Origin of the sequence: Cerasibacillus terrae (assembly GCF_008039555.1) — a bacterium.
Classification (GTDB): domain Bacteria; phylum Bacillota; class Bacilli; order Bacillales; family Amphibacillaceae; genus Cerasibacillus; species Cerasibacillus terrae.
In genome coordinates, this window is sequence record NZ_VDUW01000003.1 from 97931 (window position 1) to 114188 (window position 16258).

Consider the following 16258-nt stretch of genomic DNA (forward strand, 5'->3'; position numbering starts at 1 on the left):
ATGGAAAGTTGTGTATATATTGATATTTAAAATTATTTATAACATTCATCTCAGCTTTTCCCACTGCACTCATTTCACATCCAAAAGTAGTTTTTTACAAAATCACATCAAATGAAATCCATATAAATGTAAGCGTTTTCTACAACTTGTAATAATCTCAAATGATCGGACATATTTTTAATTATTATTTAAATAACACAGTAGTATTTCCTAAATTAACGGAAAATACTGAATGTTATCTCGTGTCAATTTGTTAAGGCGTATTTTTTATTGAGCTATTTTGGATGGATGGGAAAATGAATGATTTAAGGAGGAAGATAGTATGAGTAAAGATGTTCAAGTCTTGGGGCAGGAAGTATTTGCGAATTATCCGCAACAACCACATGGGGGGAAACTTGTCAATCGTGTTGTGACAGGTAAAAAGTTGGAAGAGGAGAGGTTTCGTGCAAAACAATTACCCATGATTATGATTGATTTGGAAGCAGTCATCACGTTAGAAATGATTGCTACTGGGGTACTATCTCCAAACGAGGGGTTTATGAATGAAGCAGATTATAATTCTGTACTTGAAAAAGGACGACTTGCCAATGGAGTAATCTGGCCAGTCCCATTGAGTTTTGCTCCAATTGGAGATCGAAACAAGACAGTGGTTCAATCTTTATCAGCTGGAGACGAAGTAGCGCTAGTAGATGAAACAAAGGAGCCCATTGCAATACTAAATATTGAAGATATATTTGAATACGATAAACAAAAGCGTGCTAAACATTTATTTGGTACAACGGATCGAAATCATCCAGGAGTGGATTCCATTTTTAGGCGTATGGGGGATATCGCTTTAGGTGGACCAATTAATTTATTACGTCGTGTGGATTGGGGGCCTTTTGAAAAGTTACGTTTAGAACCGAAAGACACATGGCATTTATTTTATGAAGAGAAAAAGTTCCGTTCAACAGCGGGATTCATTACGGGGGCAAACCCATTACATCGTGGGCATGAATACATGCATCGTAATATGTTAGAAGAAGTGGATGGTTTATTACTTCAACCACTTGTAGAAATGGCTAAACGAGAATATACACGTCATGAATTCCGTATGTTGTCTTATCGCGCCGTTTTAGAAAATTATTATCCAAAAGAGCGTTCCATTCTTGCGCCATTGCGAGTTACTTATATTTTTGCGGGCCCTCGTGAGACGATTTTACATGCATTAGTGATGAAGAATTACGGTTGTACACATGCAATAGTTGGACGTGATCATGCAGGTATTGGTGACTTTTATTCCAAGTATGCCAGTCATGACATATTTAAAGATTTTTCTCCTGAGGAATTAGGGATAGACGTGCGTTTATATTATGAAGTCTTTTATTGTACACGGTGTGATAATCCTGCCACCGTTCAATCTTGTCCACATGATGAGAAGTATCGTATCAATATTTCTGGAACGGGTATTCGGGAATTATTGCGTCACGGTATATTACCACCGAAGGAAATTGTTCGTCCTGAATCAGCTCGAATAGCCATGCAAGGAGTTCAACCTAAAGGACTAGACGAAAATAATATGTCGATTAACCCAGTAGGAAAGACGATAAAGAGCATTTTTCCATTTTATTTAGAAAACACATCCTTAGGTGGTACAAATCGTAAAAATCCTTTGAAAGTTGAAGAATTAACAATTGATGATTTACAAAGGGCGATTATGGATGTTCGGTTAAATGCGAACAATATATACAACGATATTTATAAAGAATTTGCTTATGTCACTGATATTAATCGTTCACTACAACCTGAATGGATAACAGAAGCCCGTGAGACACTACAATTTCAACAAGAATCCGTAGTGGCAGATTTAGAGGAAAAAATAGAGCAAGCTCCCGAAAAAGCATCGGATGAGTTTATGTATCAGGATAAAGCGGAAGCACAACGTGAGTTAGAAGTTGCGAAAAAAATTCTTGATGATATACCAGCAGGTCTAACGGAAGAAGATTTAAAATATAGGGTATGGAACATTTTACCGTACCATCGTTATCGTGGTAGCGATGAAGAAGATGAGGAGTAACTACTAAAAACATTAGCAATTCATGGTTAAATTCTTAATTTCATAAATATTATTCATACTATTAGAATCCCACCAGTATTACCGGGGTTAAAGGTGGGATTCTAATACTTTTATAGATTTTTGTCTTCTAAAAAGAAGTGAATGATAAAAGAATATGAAATCCATTTGCTAGTAATATATGAGTTCTTAAACATTCTTTTTGTATTTACGTTTAAATTTTAATAAATGGGGTTAATTTGGAGGTGTAGTTAGTGACTCAGACGCAAGATAAGTCACGTGCATGGATAGCAGTAATCTCGGGTACTATCGTTAACCTTTGTCTAGGAGCGTTATATGCATGGAGTGTTTTTTCAGTAGAACTGCAGAATCAGCTAGGTTTAACAGCGACACAGACATCCCTTCCTTACAGTGTAGCAATTATTTTATTTGCTTTATTTATGGTGCCTGCAGGTATTATGTTGGATCGTTTAGGGCCACGATTACTTTTAGTTATTTCTGGGGCTTTAATCGGTATTGGTTTTATTGTCGCTGGGATGACGTTAAGTGTTGTAGGACTAGTTATTGGGTTTGGTATTATTGCGGGAGCAGCAATGGGCTTTGGGTATGCTGCACCAACTCCAACAGCAGCAAAATGGTTTCAACCACATAAACGTGGAACCATTACGGGGATAGTTGTATCTGGTTATGGATTGGCAGCAGTCTATGTATCTCCCTTAGCGAATTATTTGATCCATAACTTTGGAATTGCAAATGCATTCTATTATTTAGGTGCTTTTTTCACAGTTCTAATTATCCTCTCTGCTCTCGCAATGAAATTACCACCTGAAGGATGGATTTCTCTTGGAGGCGAACCACCGAAAAAGTCTAATACGGACTCGGTGGAAAGTGAAATTGCCTCAACATCAGAAACTGCAGCATATAAAAAAGAGTTCAAGCCTGGTGAAATGATGAAAACTATTCAATTTTGGTCACTTTGGATTATGTATGCTTTTTCTGCTTCAGCAGGATTAATTATTATTGGTCATGTAGCTAAAATTGCCCAAATACAAGGAGGATTACAAACCGGTTTCCTTTTTGTCGCTCTTCTTGCTATTGGTAATGCTGGTGGTAGGATCATCTTTGGAATTATTTCTGATAAAATTGGTCACTCCAATACGCTTATTTTGGTGTTTGTTCTTCAAGCAGTAAATATGTTTGCCTTTGCAACCTATACGACGTCCATGATGTTAATTGTAGGAGTAATCATAACTGGTGCAACCTATGGATCACTTTTAACCCTATTTCCAGCAGCAACTTGGGATTGGTACGGGTTAAAAAATGCCGGAACAAACTATGGCCTTATCTTTACAGCTTGGGGTGTCGGAGGACTTGTTGGACCAATTATGGCTGGTCGGGTAATTGATGCAACTGGTGGTTATGGAATAGTGTATATCTCTTCAGCCGTTCTTTTACTCATAGCGGCTGGCTTATGTCTCATCACAAAAGCACCAAAAGTAAGAGTGTAGATCTTAAGATAATATTTATTTCCCCCCTTTAAATAGCTGTAAAGGGGGTTTTTTTATGATTATGATGTGAAATTCATCATATTTATTGGGATCATTCACAGCGAAAGAGGTGGTACCTATGTTAATTAACCAGTATTTATCTTGTCGGCAAATGATTATAATAACACGGTACAAATTAGTGAAGAAAATAATACTTCCCCCTTTGCAAGGTATGAACAGATACGAAATACTATCTACAATGGAGTAATGAAAAAAGTCAATCTACGTTTTAAATATAGGGTTTAGAACGGATATTTTAACAACAAAATTGTATAATATTTTTAATTTCTTTAAAGTTTTAGGGTGAATTATTTACAATAACTTTATAATAGAATCCAAGAATCTATATTATAATGGGAGTGTATTGAAATTTGGTCAAGAGAGGTGATTACGATGAACTTAAAGAAATTATCTTTAGGGGCGTTTACAGTAATCCTTTCCACTGGGTTATTGTTTGGCTGTGCTGATGAAGATCAAGATTCAGAACCGACAAATGAAGAACCGACCGAAGAACAACAAGAAAATGAATCCGATGAAGAAAAAGAAGAATAATCGTTTAAAATTTGAAGCCTTCTCTATCATGAGAGGGCTTTGTTTTTTAGTGATACCCTTTTTGGAAGGGTAACTTTCTAATAATATTTAATTATGCTACAATCCTTAATCAAAGACGGATTTTTTTATTATGAGTTGATCATATTTTCGTTGAATAGATTAATGAATTTAATCTGAAATATATTAGGTTAATGATAAAGGAAAAAGTGAAGTTGTGAAGAGGTAAGTAAAACCAGAATTGTAATATTTCAATGAAAAAGGGAGGATTTATTTGCAAACGGTATACGATTTTAATGTAAAGACGATAGATGGTAAAGAAGCATCATTAAGAAATTTTGAGGGTAATACTCTGCTCATTGTAAATACAGCAAGTAAATGTGGATTCACTCCACAATTTGAAGGACTTCAGAAGCTGTATGAGGAGTATAAAGAAAGAGATTTTATTATTCTTGGTTTTCCATGTGATCAATTTAAAAATCAGGAGTTCAGCGATATACAGGATACAATAGATTTTTGCCAAAGTAATTATGGTGTTACGTTTCCAATTTTTGCAAAAATCGATGTTAACGGGGACAATGAACACCCTTTGTATACTTACTTAAAGAAACAAAAAGGTGGAATCTTGTCAAAGAATATTAAATGGAATTTCACGAAATTTCTAGTAGATCGAAATGGACAAGTAGTAGAACGATACGCTCCTACAACTAGACCTAGTAAAATAAGAAAAGATATTGAAAAATTATTGAGAAAATAGCTTGCGATTTTTCGAATTTTTTTGATAGAACTCTCTTTAAAGGATAGTTCAATATATGTGGATAGATTATATTATGTCTGTATCAAAGGAATATACTGATTTAAAAGCAATAATATAGCAGCACATATTTACCCTTGTAGCTGCAAGAGAAAGCAACAACCTTTTTAAACAAGTGAGGTAAGCTAAAGTGCAACAAAATAATACCGTCGAGATGAGGGATTCCCCTGATTAAAAAAATGATATTAGAAGAGGTAAAAATGCTAAGGAAATATTAAATGTTCAAATACCTTCCTATAAATAGCTATGGATGCCCGCAAAAGAGGGAAATCTGGAAAATCGGTCACCCAAACAGGAATGGATGCCCGCAAAAGAGGGAAATCTGGAAAATCGGTCACCCAAACAGGAATGGATGCCCACAAAAGAGGGAAATCTGGAAAATCGGTCACCCAAACAGGAATGGATGCCCGCAAAAGCCGAAAATCTGGAAAATCGGTCACCCAAATAGGAATGGATGCCCGCAAAAGCCGAAAATCCGGAAAATCGGTCATCCAAACAGATATTGATGTCAAAATATAATTAGATTCTGCAAGGGATCATAGGAGAATCATAAGTTTTTATACTAAAATTGGCAGATGTAAATTTGTTTAATTCATATGTTGTATATCAGAAACTAACGTATGAACTAGATATAGAGGAGATTTAATGATTTTTTTATTTTCATTCAAAAAAGGAAATGGATCTTATGAGAAATAATGAATTTAATCATGATATTTTATTGAAAGCAATGTAAAAAAACACAAAAAATCAAGTGTGCACTTTTTTTTAGAAAAGAATTCTATTTGATAGATGATTAAAATAGGAAAACAACTTGAATGGTCATTTTAGCTATGGTAATATAACTATCTCATGTTAGTAGTTTAATAGAAAAACACTTTAAAATACAGTGTTCATATAGAAAATATTAATTTTCTAAGGGGGAAAAATATGGCATATCGTTATAATGAAAATACATTTGTTGTTGACATTGATCATTTAGATGTGAGAGGAACTGGGCAAGCAGTTATTGAGTGGGAAAATAAACACGGAAAAATAAAGAAGAACAAAATAAATATACCTTACACACTTCCTGGTGAAAAGGTTCAAGCTACACTTGTCCCACCATATCGTCGAAGAGTGGCACAGGTTGATCATATTATCAAAGCACATCCAGAACGAATTGAACCAGAATGCCCACATTTTCAAAGTTGTGGTGGTTGCTCATGGCAACATTGGACATATGAGGCACAACTTAGACAGAAAACGAATCAAGTGAAATTCTTATTAGAGGAGCAGGGTTTTGATACATCTCTGGTTGAAGAGACGATTGGAGCAGATGATGAATGGCATTACCGGAATAAAATGGAATTCACATTTGGTATAGATGGAACACTTGGCCTACATGAAAAAGATAACTTCCGTAAAATTATTTCATTGGAAACATGCCTGCTTGCTAGTGATGCTATGATAGCTGCAACATTGGAAGTAGCTGATTGGGCGAGAGAACATCAATTAGCAGGATATAATAAAGAAACACATGAGGGATTGTTACGCCATTTAATGGTTCGTTATTCACGGACTACCGGAGAAATGATTCTTGCTTTATTTGCGACAGAAGCTCCTGATGCTGTAAAAGCTTCCCATGATTTAATTTATCGCATAGGTAAAAAATTCCCACAAGTAAAAAGTTTTATGTGGCTAAAAAACAACAATATTTCTGATCGAGCACAGGCCGAAGAATCCTATAACTTATTAGGAAGGGATTTTATTTATGATGAATTAGCAGGTTTTCGCTACCGTATTTGGTTCGATACATTTTTTCAAACAAACCCTAAACAAGCAGAAAAATTAGTGGAACTTGCGTTAGAAATGGCGAAACCTAAACAAACGGAAAAAATGATTGACCTATTTTGTGGGGTAGGAACATTTTCCTTACCATTTGCAAGACGTGTTCGTGAACTAGTCGGAATCGAAATTGTAGAAACATCCATTGAATCAGCAAAAAGAAATGCAAGCGATAATGGAGTTAATAATACGCACTTTCTCGCAAAGGATGCACGCCATGGGTTGATCGAAATGATTGAAAAATTCGGTAGTCCGAATTTATTATTATTGGATCCACCACGTTCTGGTGCTGGTGGTAAGGTGATGCGCCGAATTGCCCGGTCAAAACCGGAGCGAATTGTGTATGTATCATGTAACCCATTATCATTAGCAACAGATATAAAAGAACTGATTCCATTTGGCTATACATTGGAAAAAGTTCAACCTGTGGATCTTTTTCCGCAAACATATCATGTGGAGTGTGTGGCGTTGCTGTCAAAGGAATAAACATTGATACATCAACGTTTCTAAGTTTCTAAATGAAACATCTACTTTGTCTACTCGGGCAGAATAGGTGTTTTTTTGTTTTGGTAACATATTAAGTTGTTGTGAAAAACAGATCGGTTGAATGGACAGAATGAATATCAGTTTAGTGAATGGATAAAATAGATGTTGGAAAATTTAGAATGAATGACAGTTATTTCTATTTTTATATGTGACGGTATAAAATAAGAAAATATCACAGATTAGTCTGAGCGTAATTATGCTTTAATAAAATCACAATTATGTTAAGAGGAGATTCTAGTAAATTTCAAGATATAAAAGAAATACAGGTAAATTGGTGGGATAAGGATGAAGACTTTTAATAAACAAAACACCAAAAACCTTAGAAAGTTGATATTGAGTAAAATGGAAACATTTTTAAAGAGAAGACCAAAACTTTCACGTTTAGTGTTAGAAGTCAGCCAATCAAAAGTAGATAAAGCGTTAGTGAAGACCTCCACACAACTTGGTATAGTTAACTGGAAATGTTTTTTTCTATGTTTGTTGTTATGCATTTTAATCATGGACAAAATTGCAAAGACCCAGTACATGGGTTTGCAATAAAAAATATATAAGCACTTTTAGGTTCTTCATGGAAATTACTAATCCTTTTAGAATTCCACCTGTTGTTACTGCATAAGCTGGTGTAATGAGCTATGTCATTTAGCCAAATTATCTTTAATGACCTGAAGGCTTTCTGGATCTAAATCATCTTTAATAATTTCTACTGCCTGGTTCACACCCATTCCTTGTCACTGGGATACTTTTTCATGTTCATCATACTCTCTTTCATTGACAGCATTATCCCATTATCTTCAACGGCTTTACCACCGAGATTTTGAATGCGTTCGGCCGTTCTTGCAGCATGCTGTTTATGTTCTTGTTGAATACGCTGTGGCTCATCTTTGAGTTTTGGATCTTGGGTATGTTTAATGAAATGTTCATAAGCATGGATTCCCATATACTCCCCTTTTAAAAAGGCATTTAACTCTTTCACGACATCCTTTTGATTCATTGGCATAACCTCCCCATAATAGCAAGCTAAGTTGCTATTTATTTTTTAGGTTTGAAACTGATAAATATACATCAGAAGTCTTCAATGTTATTTGAATAAGCAACTTATCTATTGAATTTTTGGTGGATTGGACTGATTACATAAAAAAACTGTATATGATTATCATTTTGTGGGAAGTTCTATGTAATCCATTACCTAAAAGAAAATGGATAATCAGACTGGGTTAATTGACCTCATTAAAGAAATACTTTAAAACGTGTGTGTCGTTTATATTTTTCAACATGTATACAAATACTATTACCACCAATATAAAAGGAGTGTATGTAGTTGAACCAAACAGAAATCAGAGATAAAATCGAGGAAATACTTAATGAAAGCCATACTGGTACAATGGCAACTGTAAAAAATAATAAACCTCATTCCAGATATATGACTTTTTTCCATAGGGATCTTATCCTTTATACACCGACAGATAAGAATGCAGATAAAACAGAGGAAATTGATGCCAATCCATATACACATGTTATTATCGGTTATGAAGGAGAGGGGTTTGGTGATGAGTACATTGAGTATCAAGGAAAGGTTACATTTAATCATTCAGAAGAGTTGAAGAAAGAGCTTTGGAATGACGACATGAAATCATATTTCGATGGTCCGGAAGACCCTAATTATACTTTACTGGAGATTCATCCTATTGGCGTACGATTAATGAATAAAAAAGGAGAACCTCCAATTGAATTAGAAATATAAAAAGGGTAGCTGTTCATCGCCTATAAGCAATGACGTAAATAATTAATAGTTCTGTTATTAGGAGGAAAAAATAATAAATACTTAGGTAGCAATTTGAAACTACGGACTTTGGGGAGATGATAAATCCGGACTGGAAGGGTATTTGAAAATGTTCGAAAAGCTGGAGGCTTCTCTCCCGGTATTAGCCAGTAGGGATTTAACATTCGAAATGATACAGCATCGTTTTACGAAACCTGCTAAACGGGTAATCCAAGAAAAATATCTAATGACAAAGCTGGAATTGGATGAATCTAAACGGAAAATGAAATGGGGTGACACGGGATATATAAATATGTTTATCAGGATAAGCATCAGGAAACAATCAAAGATACGATAGGAGGCTATGTAAGACGCTTCTTCCCTGATGCGAAAATCGAGTACTTTAGTTAAATCCCCAAATACAGTACCTTCTCTCCTCTTGGTTCATAAGCTAAAGCATTAGGGAAAGGAGAGAAGGTACTTGCTTTCCACAGGTGCTTTTTTACAAGCGATGATTCCGCTCTATATCATGGCCTTGATTGGTTTTGTAACCCGAAGAATAAAAATAATTCATTCGTATGCCAATCAAGTCATCACACAAATAATGCTATATATCACCCTACCAGCATTGATTTTATACTCGCTTAATACAAACCTTTCAAAAGAAATGCTTACAGATTTTGCCTGGCTGATTACCATGTCTATTTTTATACTGAGTATATCTGTTTTTATTGGCATATTGCTCAGGAGAAAAGCTGCGCTGCCCATGAAGCAAAAAATTGTCTATGAAAGTTTAATTATTTTTGGCAATCAGGGTTTTATTGGATTTGCCATCAGTTATATTTTAATGGAAGAACAAGGAGTTATTTACTTAACACTATTTAATATCTGTTATTTGATTTTAATTTGGACATATGGAATATACCTTTTTACCAAGAGCGAACAAAGCGTAAACTGGAAAGCGTTATTTTTTAATCCCGGTATTCTGTCCACCCTGATAGGGCTGCTTATGTTGTTTCTTCCGTTTAGCTGGCCTATCCCGCTTTTGGATACGTTTGAAAGTATAGGAAAGATGACCATTCCATTATCGATGATCTTGATAGGGAGTTTGCTGGCAGACTTACAATGGCATGAGTTACGCCAATACAGTAAAAATATTTATATTTGGATTGCAGCCGGCTGCAAATTATTCATTCTCCCATTATTTTTGTTTGTTTTTCTCTTTTTTCAAGTACCATATCCATTAGTCATCATTGCAGTGTTAACATCTGCAATGCCAAGCGCATCCACAACATCTGTCTATGCGCAAAAATTTGGAGGAGATGCTTCCTTTGCGTCATTTGGAATACTGCTTTCAACCCTGCTTTGTATTATTACAATCCCATTGCTTTATACTTTGCTACAGTGGCTGCACTCCTTTTTCTACCTTTAATATGTATGGAATCCCTATTATAGCCAATAATATTGGGAAAAGTATTGAAGGAGAATTCGATGATATATTTGGAAACGGATATGGAAGGTAAGGAAATGTCTTTTGGCGATGCACAAAGAACTCTAAAGAAATACGGCTTTAATATGGGGGGTAACTGGGAGTACGACAGTGGGATTTTTGATGGTGTGATGCACCGGGAAGGTGGCGAAACGATTTATGTTCGAATGCCTTTTCAAGTGCTCAAAGGGGAACTGGACCGAAAAGATGCATGGATAGAATTCCAAAAACCCTTTGTAATCAAACATGTTGTTAACGTTGGGTTAGACCACGACACGAATTCACTGCTTACTGCTAGTGGTTTCAACCAATTTCAAGAACCCCTTGATAAGGACGGCTATATTCACGATAAAAGCAAATGGCAGGAATTTGGCGAGGAAGCAATTGGGAATATATTAAATAAGTTATAATTTTTAATCCTTTAGTCACCTATAATTTAATATTTTTTGAATGAGCGTCTTCCTGACCCGGACCTACTGGCAAATGAGATTAAGCATTGAAGCTGGATTAGAGAGTTTCAAGGAGATGATTACGTTAAATGGTAGAACAGAAGATGAAGATTAATTAGAAGAACTAAGCTTTAGGCTGATATATGTATTTAAGCACTCTATTATGGAGTGCTTTTTCTTTGAAAATTGACTAAGTATCATTGAATCCATTAGAATGTGAATGTATTGAAAGGATATACTTCTGGCAATCGGGTTACTGAATTTGAACAAAAATACGCACCCCTGTCAAGAAACAATTAGTTTCTTGAGACAGGGGAGTAGTATTTTGGGATATAACTTTCTGTGTAAACTGGGAACCCAAATGACGCCGCTGTTTTAATAACTGAATTTCTTCATCTTGTCATTAGCTATTGAAAGCATATGCAGATTCGCCCACACACGGTATGGATACGTACCATTGTCCATAACCAATCCAAACTCTATCCGAACCGTTACTGCTAGAAGCCGTCCCGCTCCTCTAAGCCTTGCAATCCAGTCAGAAAACATGTTCGCAATACTTAGGAACCCTTTTGGGATTAATTTAACAATGGAATTCAGTAAATTCTGGTTCCTTTCTCCTCCGTGTGCTTAACAAGTCGAGTGATTTGTTTATGAGATAATAAATAACGATGAGGTGATTTTTATGCAAAATCAACATGTTATTTCATTAAAAGTGTTATTTGAAGCAAATAGAATTGAAGACAATGCTGTTCAAATGGAAAAATACATGCATGGGAAGTTTTCGTTTATTGGATTAAAAGCGAAAGAGCGAAGAGATATATCTAAAACGTTCATGAAAGAAGTTGATTTCCACCAAGAGGATGTTGAATCCATTATTCGTACATTATGGGAGATGCCAGAGAGAGAGTATCAATATGTAGCGGTTGATTATTTAGTGAAAAACAAAAAATGTTTAACCGATAGCCACTTAGAATTATTAGAATATCTCATAACGACAAAATCATGGTGGGATACGATAGATGCAATTGCAAGCCATTTAGTTGGTATCGTTTTTCAGAAAAACCCTCATTTAATAATAGATTGGGGAGAGAAATGGCTGGATTCAGGTAATATTTGGCTACAGCGAACAATGCTTCTTTTTCAGCTGAAATATAAGGAAAAAACAGATAAGAAATTATTGGCTTCTATTATTTTACGATTGAAGGATATTGATGAATTTTTTATTCAAAAGGCAATTGGCTGGTCATTGAGAGAATATTCTAAAACAAATCCGGAGTTTGTATCCACTTATATTGAGAAACAAGAACTATCTAATTTAGCTATTCGTGAAGGTTCAAAATATATTTAGGATATAAGGTAGGTTAGGAGCTGGTTTAATGAATACTAGATGGGGAGAATGGAAATCACTCGCCATATTACTTGCATCAATAGGTATTGCAGGTGTCGGGGATTTTATTTATCTTGTCGCTATTAATATTATTGTCTATCAAATGACTGGTTCTGCTGCTGCAGTAGCTGGTTTATGGATTATCAGTCCAATTACAAACATCATTACGAAGTTCTGGACAGGAAGCTATATCGATTATCGAAGCAAACGCAAAATAATGATTATTACATATCTTATCAGGGCAATCTTTATTGCGCTTATTCCATTCGCTCCGAATATGGTTGTGATTTACAGTATACTTGTTTGCCTTAGTGTTGCAAAGGCCTTTTTCGGACCGGCTTCCATGACATATGTAACGATGCTTGTTCCACAATCAAAGCGAAAGCGCTTTAATGCGATTCGTTCCTTTACAACTTCAAGTGCATTTATTGTTGGACCTGCTATAGGTGGTACCCTCATTCTTCTGACATCTGTTAATATGACACTTTGGTTGAATGCATGTTTATTTATTTTGGCTGCAATTCTATTAATTTTTCTACCACAGGGTGAAACAATTTCCAAAGAGAGCATCCCTAAACTAACATTAAAACAAGTGATAGCTGACTTTACGGTTGTGGCAGATTTTATATCGAAAAATAGATACATATCATTTGTTTACATGGGATATATTTTAATTTTGCTATTTTCTTATGCGATGGATGCGCAAGAAGTGGTTTTTACGCAACAAGTAGTTGGATTATCAGAGATAGAGTACAGTCTCTTGATTAGTATTACAGGTATTGGGTCTGTTATTGGAGCAGTTATTTTATCATTTTTCTCACATAAGTTTTCGCTTCGATATTTGATTGTAATAGGTATCGGGATGTCTAGTGTTGGATATATTATTTATGCATTCTCTTGGTCATTTGGTTCCATTGCAACAGGATTTATAATCTTAGGTTTTTTTAATGTTTATGCAAATACTGGAATTACAACATTTTATCAAAACAATATCCCAGTCAATGTTATGGGAAGAGTAACAAGTATTTTTCAGTTGATTCAAAGCAGTCTTCAGGTTGTATTTATCCTCGCTGTTGGAATTGCTGCCGATATTATCCCTTTACGCACGACAATTATTGTATCCGCTATTTCTATGTTCTTCACAACTGTGATATTTTCCATAGCTGTTTTTCTCCCTCGGAAGAGGAGATTTTATGTATAAATAAACGAAAGAATCGATATAAGATAGCTGGAAAAAAGGAGAAAAGTACATCGTCTTTCCCCCCTTTAAAAATGGAAATTACCGGAACCCTTTGAAGGTGGATTCAATCTTTTAAAGGCATATATGATTGTGTCTATATGTTCATCTGTATGTGTTGCCATTAAAGTACAGCGTAATCGGCTGGTGTTGTCCGGAACAGTTGGTGGTCGAATAGCAGGAATAAAAATATCATTTTCATCTAGTTTCTGTTGGAAATCAACTGCTTCTTTTGCATCACCAATAATGATTGGAATAATCGGGGTTATCCCATCTGGAACATGATACCCCATCTTTGTTAATGATTTTCGTATAAACATCCCTAGTTCTAATAGACGTTTTTGTCGTTCTGGTTCTGTTTGAATAATATGAAGGCCCATTAATGCTGCAGCAACAGAGGCTGGAGCAAGTGCTGTTTGAAAAATAAAAGGGCGTGCTTTTTGGACAAGGAATTCAATCGTTTTTTTATTAGCACAAACAAATCCACCCTCACTCCCTAATGCTTTACTCAGTGTTCCAACGGTCACATCTACATCGACATGAAAATAATTAGCACTACCACGACCTTTTTCCCCAATAACACCTGTTGCATGTGCATCATCAACGATAAGTAATGCATCATATTTCTTTTTTAAAAAACTTAGTTTATCTAATGGTGCAAGATCACCATCCATACTAAATACACCATCTGTAACGATTATTTTTTTCTTATGGGTCTGGTATTGAGTTAGTTTAGTTTTTAAATCCTCCATATCGTTATGTTTATAAATGACGATTTTAGCTTTACTAAGACGACAAGCATCTATAATACTTGCATGGTTTAATGCATCACTGAAAATAATAGTTTCATGATCACTTAAGCTACTAATCACACCCATGTTAGCTAAAAACCCACTGGAGAATAAAAGGCATGCATCTTCTCCTTTAAATTGAGCAAGTTCATGTTCCAATTTTCCATGAATTGGAAGGTTTCCAGTAGTCAATCTTGAGCCACCACTACCTGTCCCATATTGTTCTATAGCTTCCTTTGCTTTCTGAATCACACGTATATCTGTCGCAAGCCCTAAGTAATTATTAGAAGCGGCTAAAACCTTCTTCTTTCCATTGATAGTTGTTTCTGTTGTGTTTTTATCAATTTTAATTAAGTTTCTTTTCAAAGGGGAGGATTGAATATTTTCATACTCCTGTTGAATCCAATTTTTCATACTTTCTCTCCTATTAAGACAGGTGTTTTTTCTAAATAATGGACGTATGTATCAAGATTAAATTTTGTAGCATCTACAATAAATACGCGACCGCCACAATCCGAACCTTTTTCTTTCATATTTGGAATGCGATAATAAGTATTTTGAAAAGAAATGTAGCCTGTTGTATATTTGGGGTCATCCGAGCAACATAGTTCACAGATTGTTCCGGCGCTGGCTACTTTGGAAGCTATGGCCATCGCTTCTATCAGTTTTTTGGGTTGATGTGTATGATTTTCTATTAACCATTTATGTTTATACGCTTCATCCCAATCGATATGCGATACGCGCACACCACGTTCTAAATTTGTATCTAATCTTTTTCCAGAATGTATATCGACAATGATTGCTCCTCTCGTTACATCATCCTGAATAATCCAATCATATAATGAAAAAAGTATTTCTTGTTTTATTGGTAAAGAAGCTTCACGTAATACATTTTTTGTTGAATGTGTATCTGTATTTTTTATTTCTTTTATATGCAGAGGAGCCACCATTTGAATATCATCTCTTGGAATACTATCGATTTTTAATGATATAAAATCAGCCTTTCCACGAGAATGATTGGTTGCTCGTTGGATTAATTCCATAGCAGTAGTTTCTATGTCTATCTTCTTAACAAGCCTTTCAGCACCCGAAATATGTTGTCCACCATTTTCATGGGATTCTCCACTGCTTGCACGCATTCGAATACTATACCACTTTTTCATAATGATTGCTTCCTTTCCGTTGGTAGATTGATTGCATCATCTTCATTAAAGGATAACTGGCTATTGCGGTAAATACCATACCAGGGATTGCTGGGATAATTAATGGTAGTGCAGGTACCTGTAACGTCCAAGCGAGGACAATTCTAGCTGCCAATGTTCCAAGTGGTCCAGCAATAATAAGTACAGGTAAACGGTTACCAAAAATAGCAACCACTCCGCCACCAATCACGCGGAATGCCATTGCAATTTCAATATTAAACAATGTATGAAATCCAAGCATGAATAAAATAAAACTGGATAATATACCGGCGATAATATAACGTTTAAAGCCAAATACAGCACAAATGGCAATTGCAATTGGTGCGGATAATTGAAATTCACTCCCCGGAATGCCAGTAGGGATTTTAAAAGAACCAGTAATAGTGATAAAAGCTGCTAGTAAACTGATTTCTACAAGTAGATATACTTTTTTATGCATTATCGTCTCCTTTAGATTCCCATATTAAGTGTTATATCTTATGCTTTGTGTTAAAAAACAAGCAAGATCTAATATTTGTCTCCAAATGTAGTATGTTTCTTTGTAATTCTTGAGAACTATCATAATATATGTTAACTAAAAAGTAAATAGGTTGACAAATAGTTGTAAGAAG

General features: G+C 35.2%; 15 protein-coding genes and 1 pseudogene. 12 read left to right on the forward strand and 4 right to left on the reverse strand.

Annotation, left to right across the window (positions count from 1 at the left end; all coding sequences use genetic code 11):
• Positions 1-322: 322 nt before the first annotated feature.
• The 6 genes from FHP05_RS06080 to rlmD all read left to right on the forward strand — a co-directional run bounded on the left by FHP05_RS06080 (position 323) and on the right by rlmD (position 7273).
• Complete coding sequence (locus FHP05_RS06080) at positions 323-2056, forward strand: sulfate adenylyltransferase (RefSeq protein WP_147666359.1); 1734 nt, start codon at positions 323-325, stop codon at positions 2054-2056.
• Between the two features lie 251 nt (positions 2057-2307).
• Entirely contained in the window at positions 2308-3561 is a 1254-nt protein-coding gene (locus tag FHP05_RS06085) for an L-lactate MFS transporter (RefSeq protein ID WP_147666360.1), read from the forward strand.
• A 432-nt stretch (positions 3562-3993) separates the two neighbouring features.
• Positions 3994-4152 carry a hypothetical protein gene (locus tag FHP05_RS15300; protein WP_191126267.1) on the forward strand — a complete coding sequence of 53 codons (159 nt, stop codon included), beginning with the start codon at positions 3994-3996 and terminating at the stop codon, positions 4150-4152.
• Between the two features lie 271 nt (positions 4153-4423).
• The gene (locus tag FHP05_RS06090; RefSeq protein WP_147666361.1) at positions 4424-4906 is read left to right on the forward strand and encodes a glutathione peroxidase; all 483 of its coding nucleotides are present in this window, start codon (positions 4424-4426) and stop codon (positions 4904-4906) included.
• Positions 4907-5209: 303 nt separating this feature from the next.
• Positions 5210-5482 carry a hypothetical protein gene (locus FHP05_RS06095; protein WP_147666362.1) on the forward strand — a complete coding sequence of 91 codons (273 nt, stop codon included), beginning with the start codon at positions 5210-5212 and terminating at the stop codon, positions 5480-5482.
• A gap of 408 nt (positions 5483-5890) precedes the next feature.
• Positions 5891-7273, forward strand: coding sequence for a 23S rRNA (uracil(1939)-C(5))-methyltransferase RlmD (gene rlmD / locus FHP05_RS06100; protein WP_147666363.1), 1383 nt, complete (start codon positions 5891-5893; stop codon positions 7271-7273).
• 772 nt (positions 7274-8045) lie between these two features.
• On the opposite strand, the gene FHP05_RS06105 is transcribed toward rlmD, so the two are convergent.
• Positions 8046-8324, reverse strand: a complete 279-nt coding sequence (locus tag FHP05_RS06105; protein ID WP_210766926.1) for a DUF2383 domain-containing protein — start codon at positions 8322-8324, stop codon at positions 8046-8048.
• Positions 8325-8651: 327 nt separating this feature from the next.
• On the opposite strand from FHP05_RS06105, the gene FHP05_RS06110 reads away from it, so the two are divergent.
• From FHP05_RS06110 to FHP05_RS06135, 6 genes and pseudogenes are all read left to right on the forward strand, one after another.
• The gene (locus FHP05_RS06110) at positions 8652-9074 is read left to right on the forward strand and encodes a pyridoxamine 5'-phosphate oxidase family protein (protein ID WP_147666364.1); all 423 of its coding nucleotides are present in this window, start codon (positions 8652-8654) and stop codon (positions 9072-9074) included.
• Positions 9075-9207: 133 nt separating this feature from the next.
• Positions 9208-9503, forward strand: a pseudogene (locus FHP05_RS15525) (spore photoproduct lyase family protein); the annotation flags it as partial.
• A gap of 70 nt (positions 9504-9573) precedes the next feature.
• Positions 9574-10524, forward strand: coding sequence for an AEC family transporter (locus tag FHP05_RS06120; protein WP_230973941.1), 951 nt, complete (start codon positions 9574-9576; stop codon positions 10522-10524).
• A gap of 59 nt (positions 10525-10583) precedes the next feature.
• On the forward strand, positions 10584-10991 hold the full coding sequence (locus FHP05_RS06125; protein ID WP_147666365.1) for a YugN family protein: 408 nt from the start codon (positions 10584-10586) through the stop codon (positions 10989-10991).
• Between the two features lie 721 nt (positions 10992-11712).
• A complete protein-coding gene (locus FHP05_RS06130; RefSeq protein ID WP_147666366.1) occupies positions 11713-12378 on the forward strand; it encodes a DNA alkylation repair protein in 666 nt (221 codons plus the stop codon).
• 28 nt (positions 12379-12406) lie between these two features.
• The gene (locus FHP05_RS06135) at positions 12407-13618 is read left to right on the forward strand and encodes an MFS transporter (protein ID WP_147666367.1); all 1212 of its coding nucleotides are present in this window, start codon (positions 12407-12409) and stop codon (positions 13616-13618) included.
• 65 nt (positions 13619-13683) lie between these two features.
• Here FHP05_RS06135 and bioF read toward each other — a convergent pair whose 3' ends face one another.
• From bioF to FHP05_RS06150, 3 genes are read right to left on the reverse strand one after another with little or no spacing between them, the layout of a single operon-like run.
• On the reverse strand, positions 13684-14859 hold the full coding sequence (gene bioF / locus FHP05_RS06140; protein ID WP_147666368.1) for an 8-amino-7-oxononanoate synthase: 1176 nt from the start codon (positions 14857-14859) through the stop codon (positions 13684-13686).
• On the reverse strand, positions 14856-15608 hold the full coding sequence (locus FHP05_RS06145; RefSeq protein ID WP_147666369.1) for a 6-carboxyhexanoate--CoA ligase: 753 nt from the start codon (positions 15606-15608) through the stop codon (positions 14856-14858). Before FHP05_RS06145 ends, bioF begins: the two co-directional genes overlap by 4 nt.
• Entirely contained in the window at positions 15592-16086 is a 495-nt protein-coding gene (locus FHP05_RS06150) for a hypothetical protein (RefSeq protein WP_147666370.1), read from the reverse strand. The genes FHP05_RS06145 and FHP05_RS06150 overlap by 17 nt, the downstream gene beginning before the upstream one ends.
• Positions 16087-16258 lie beyond the last annotated feature (172 nt).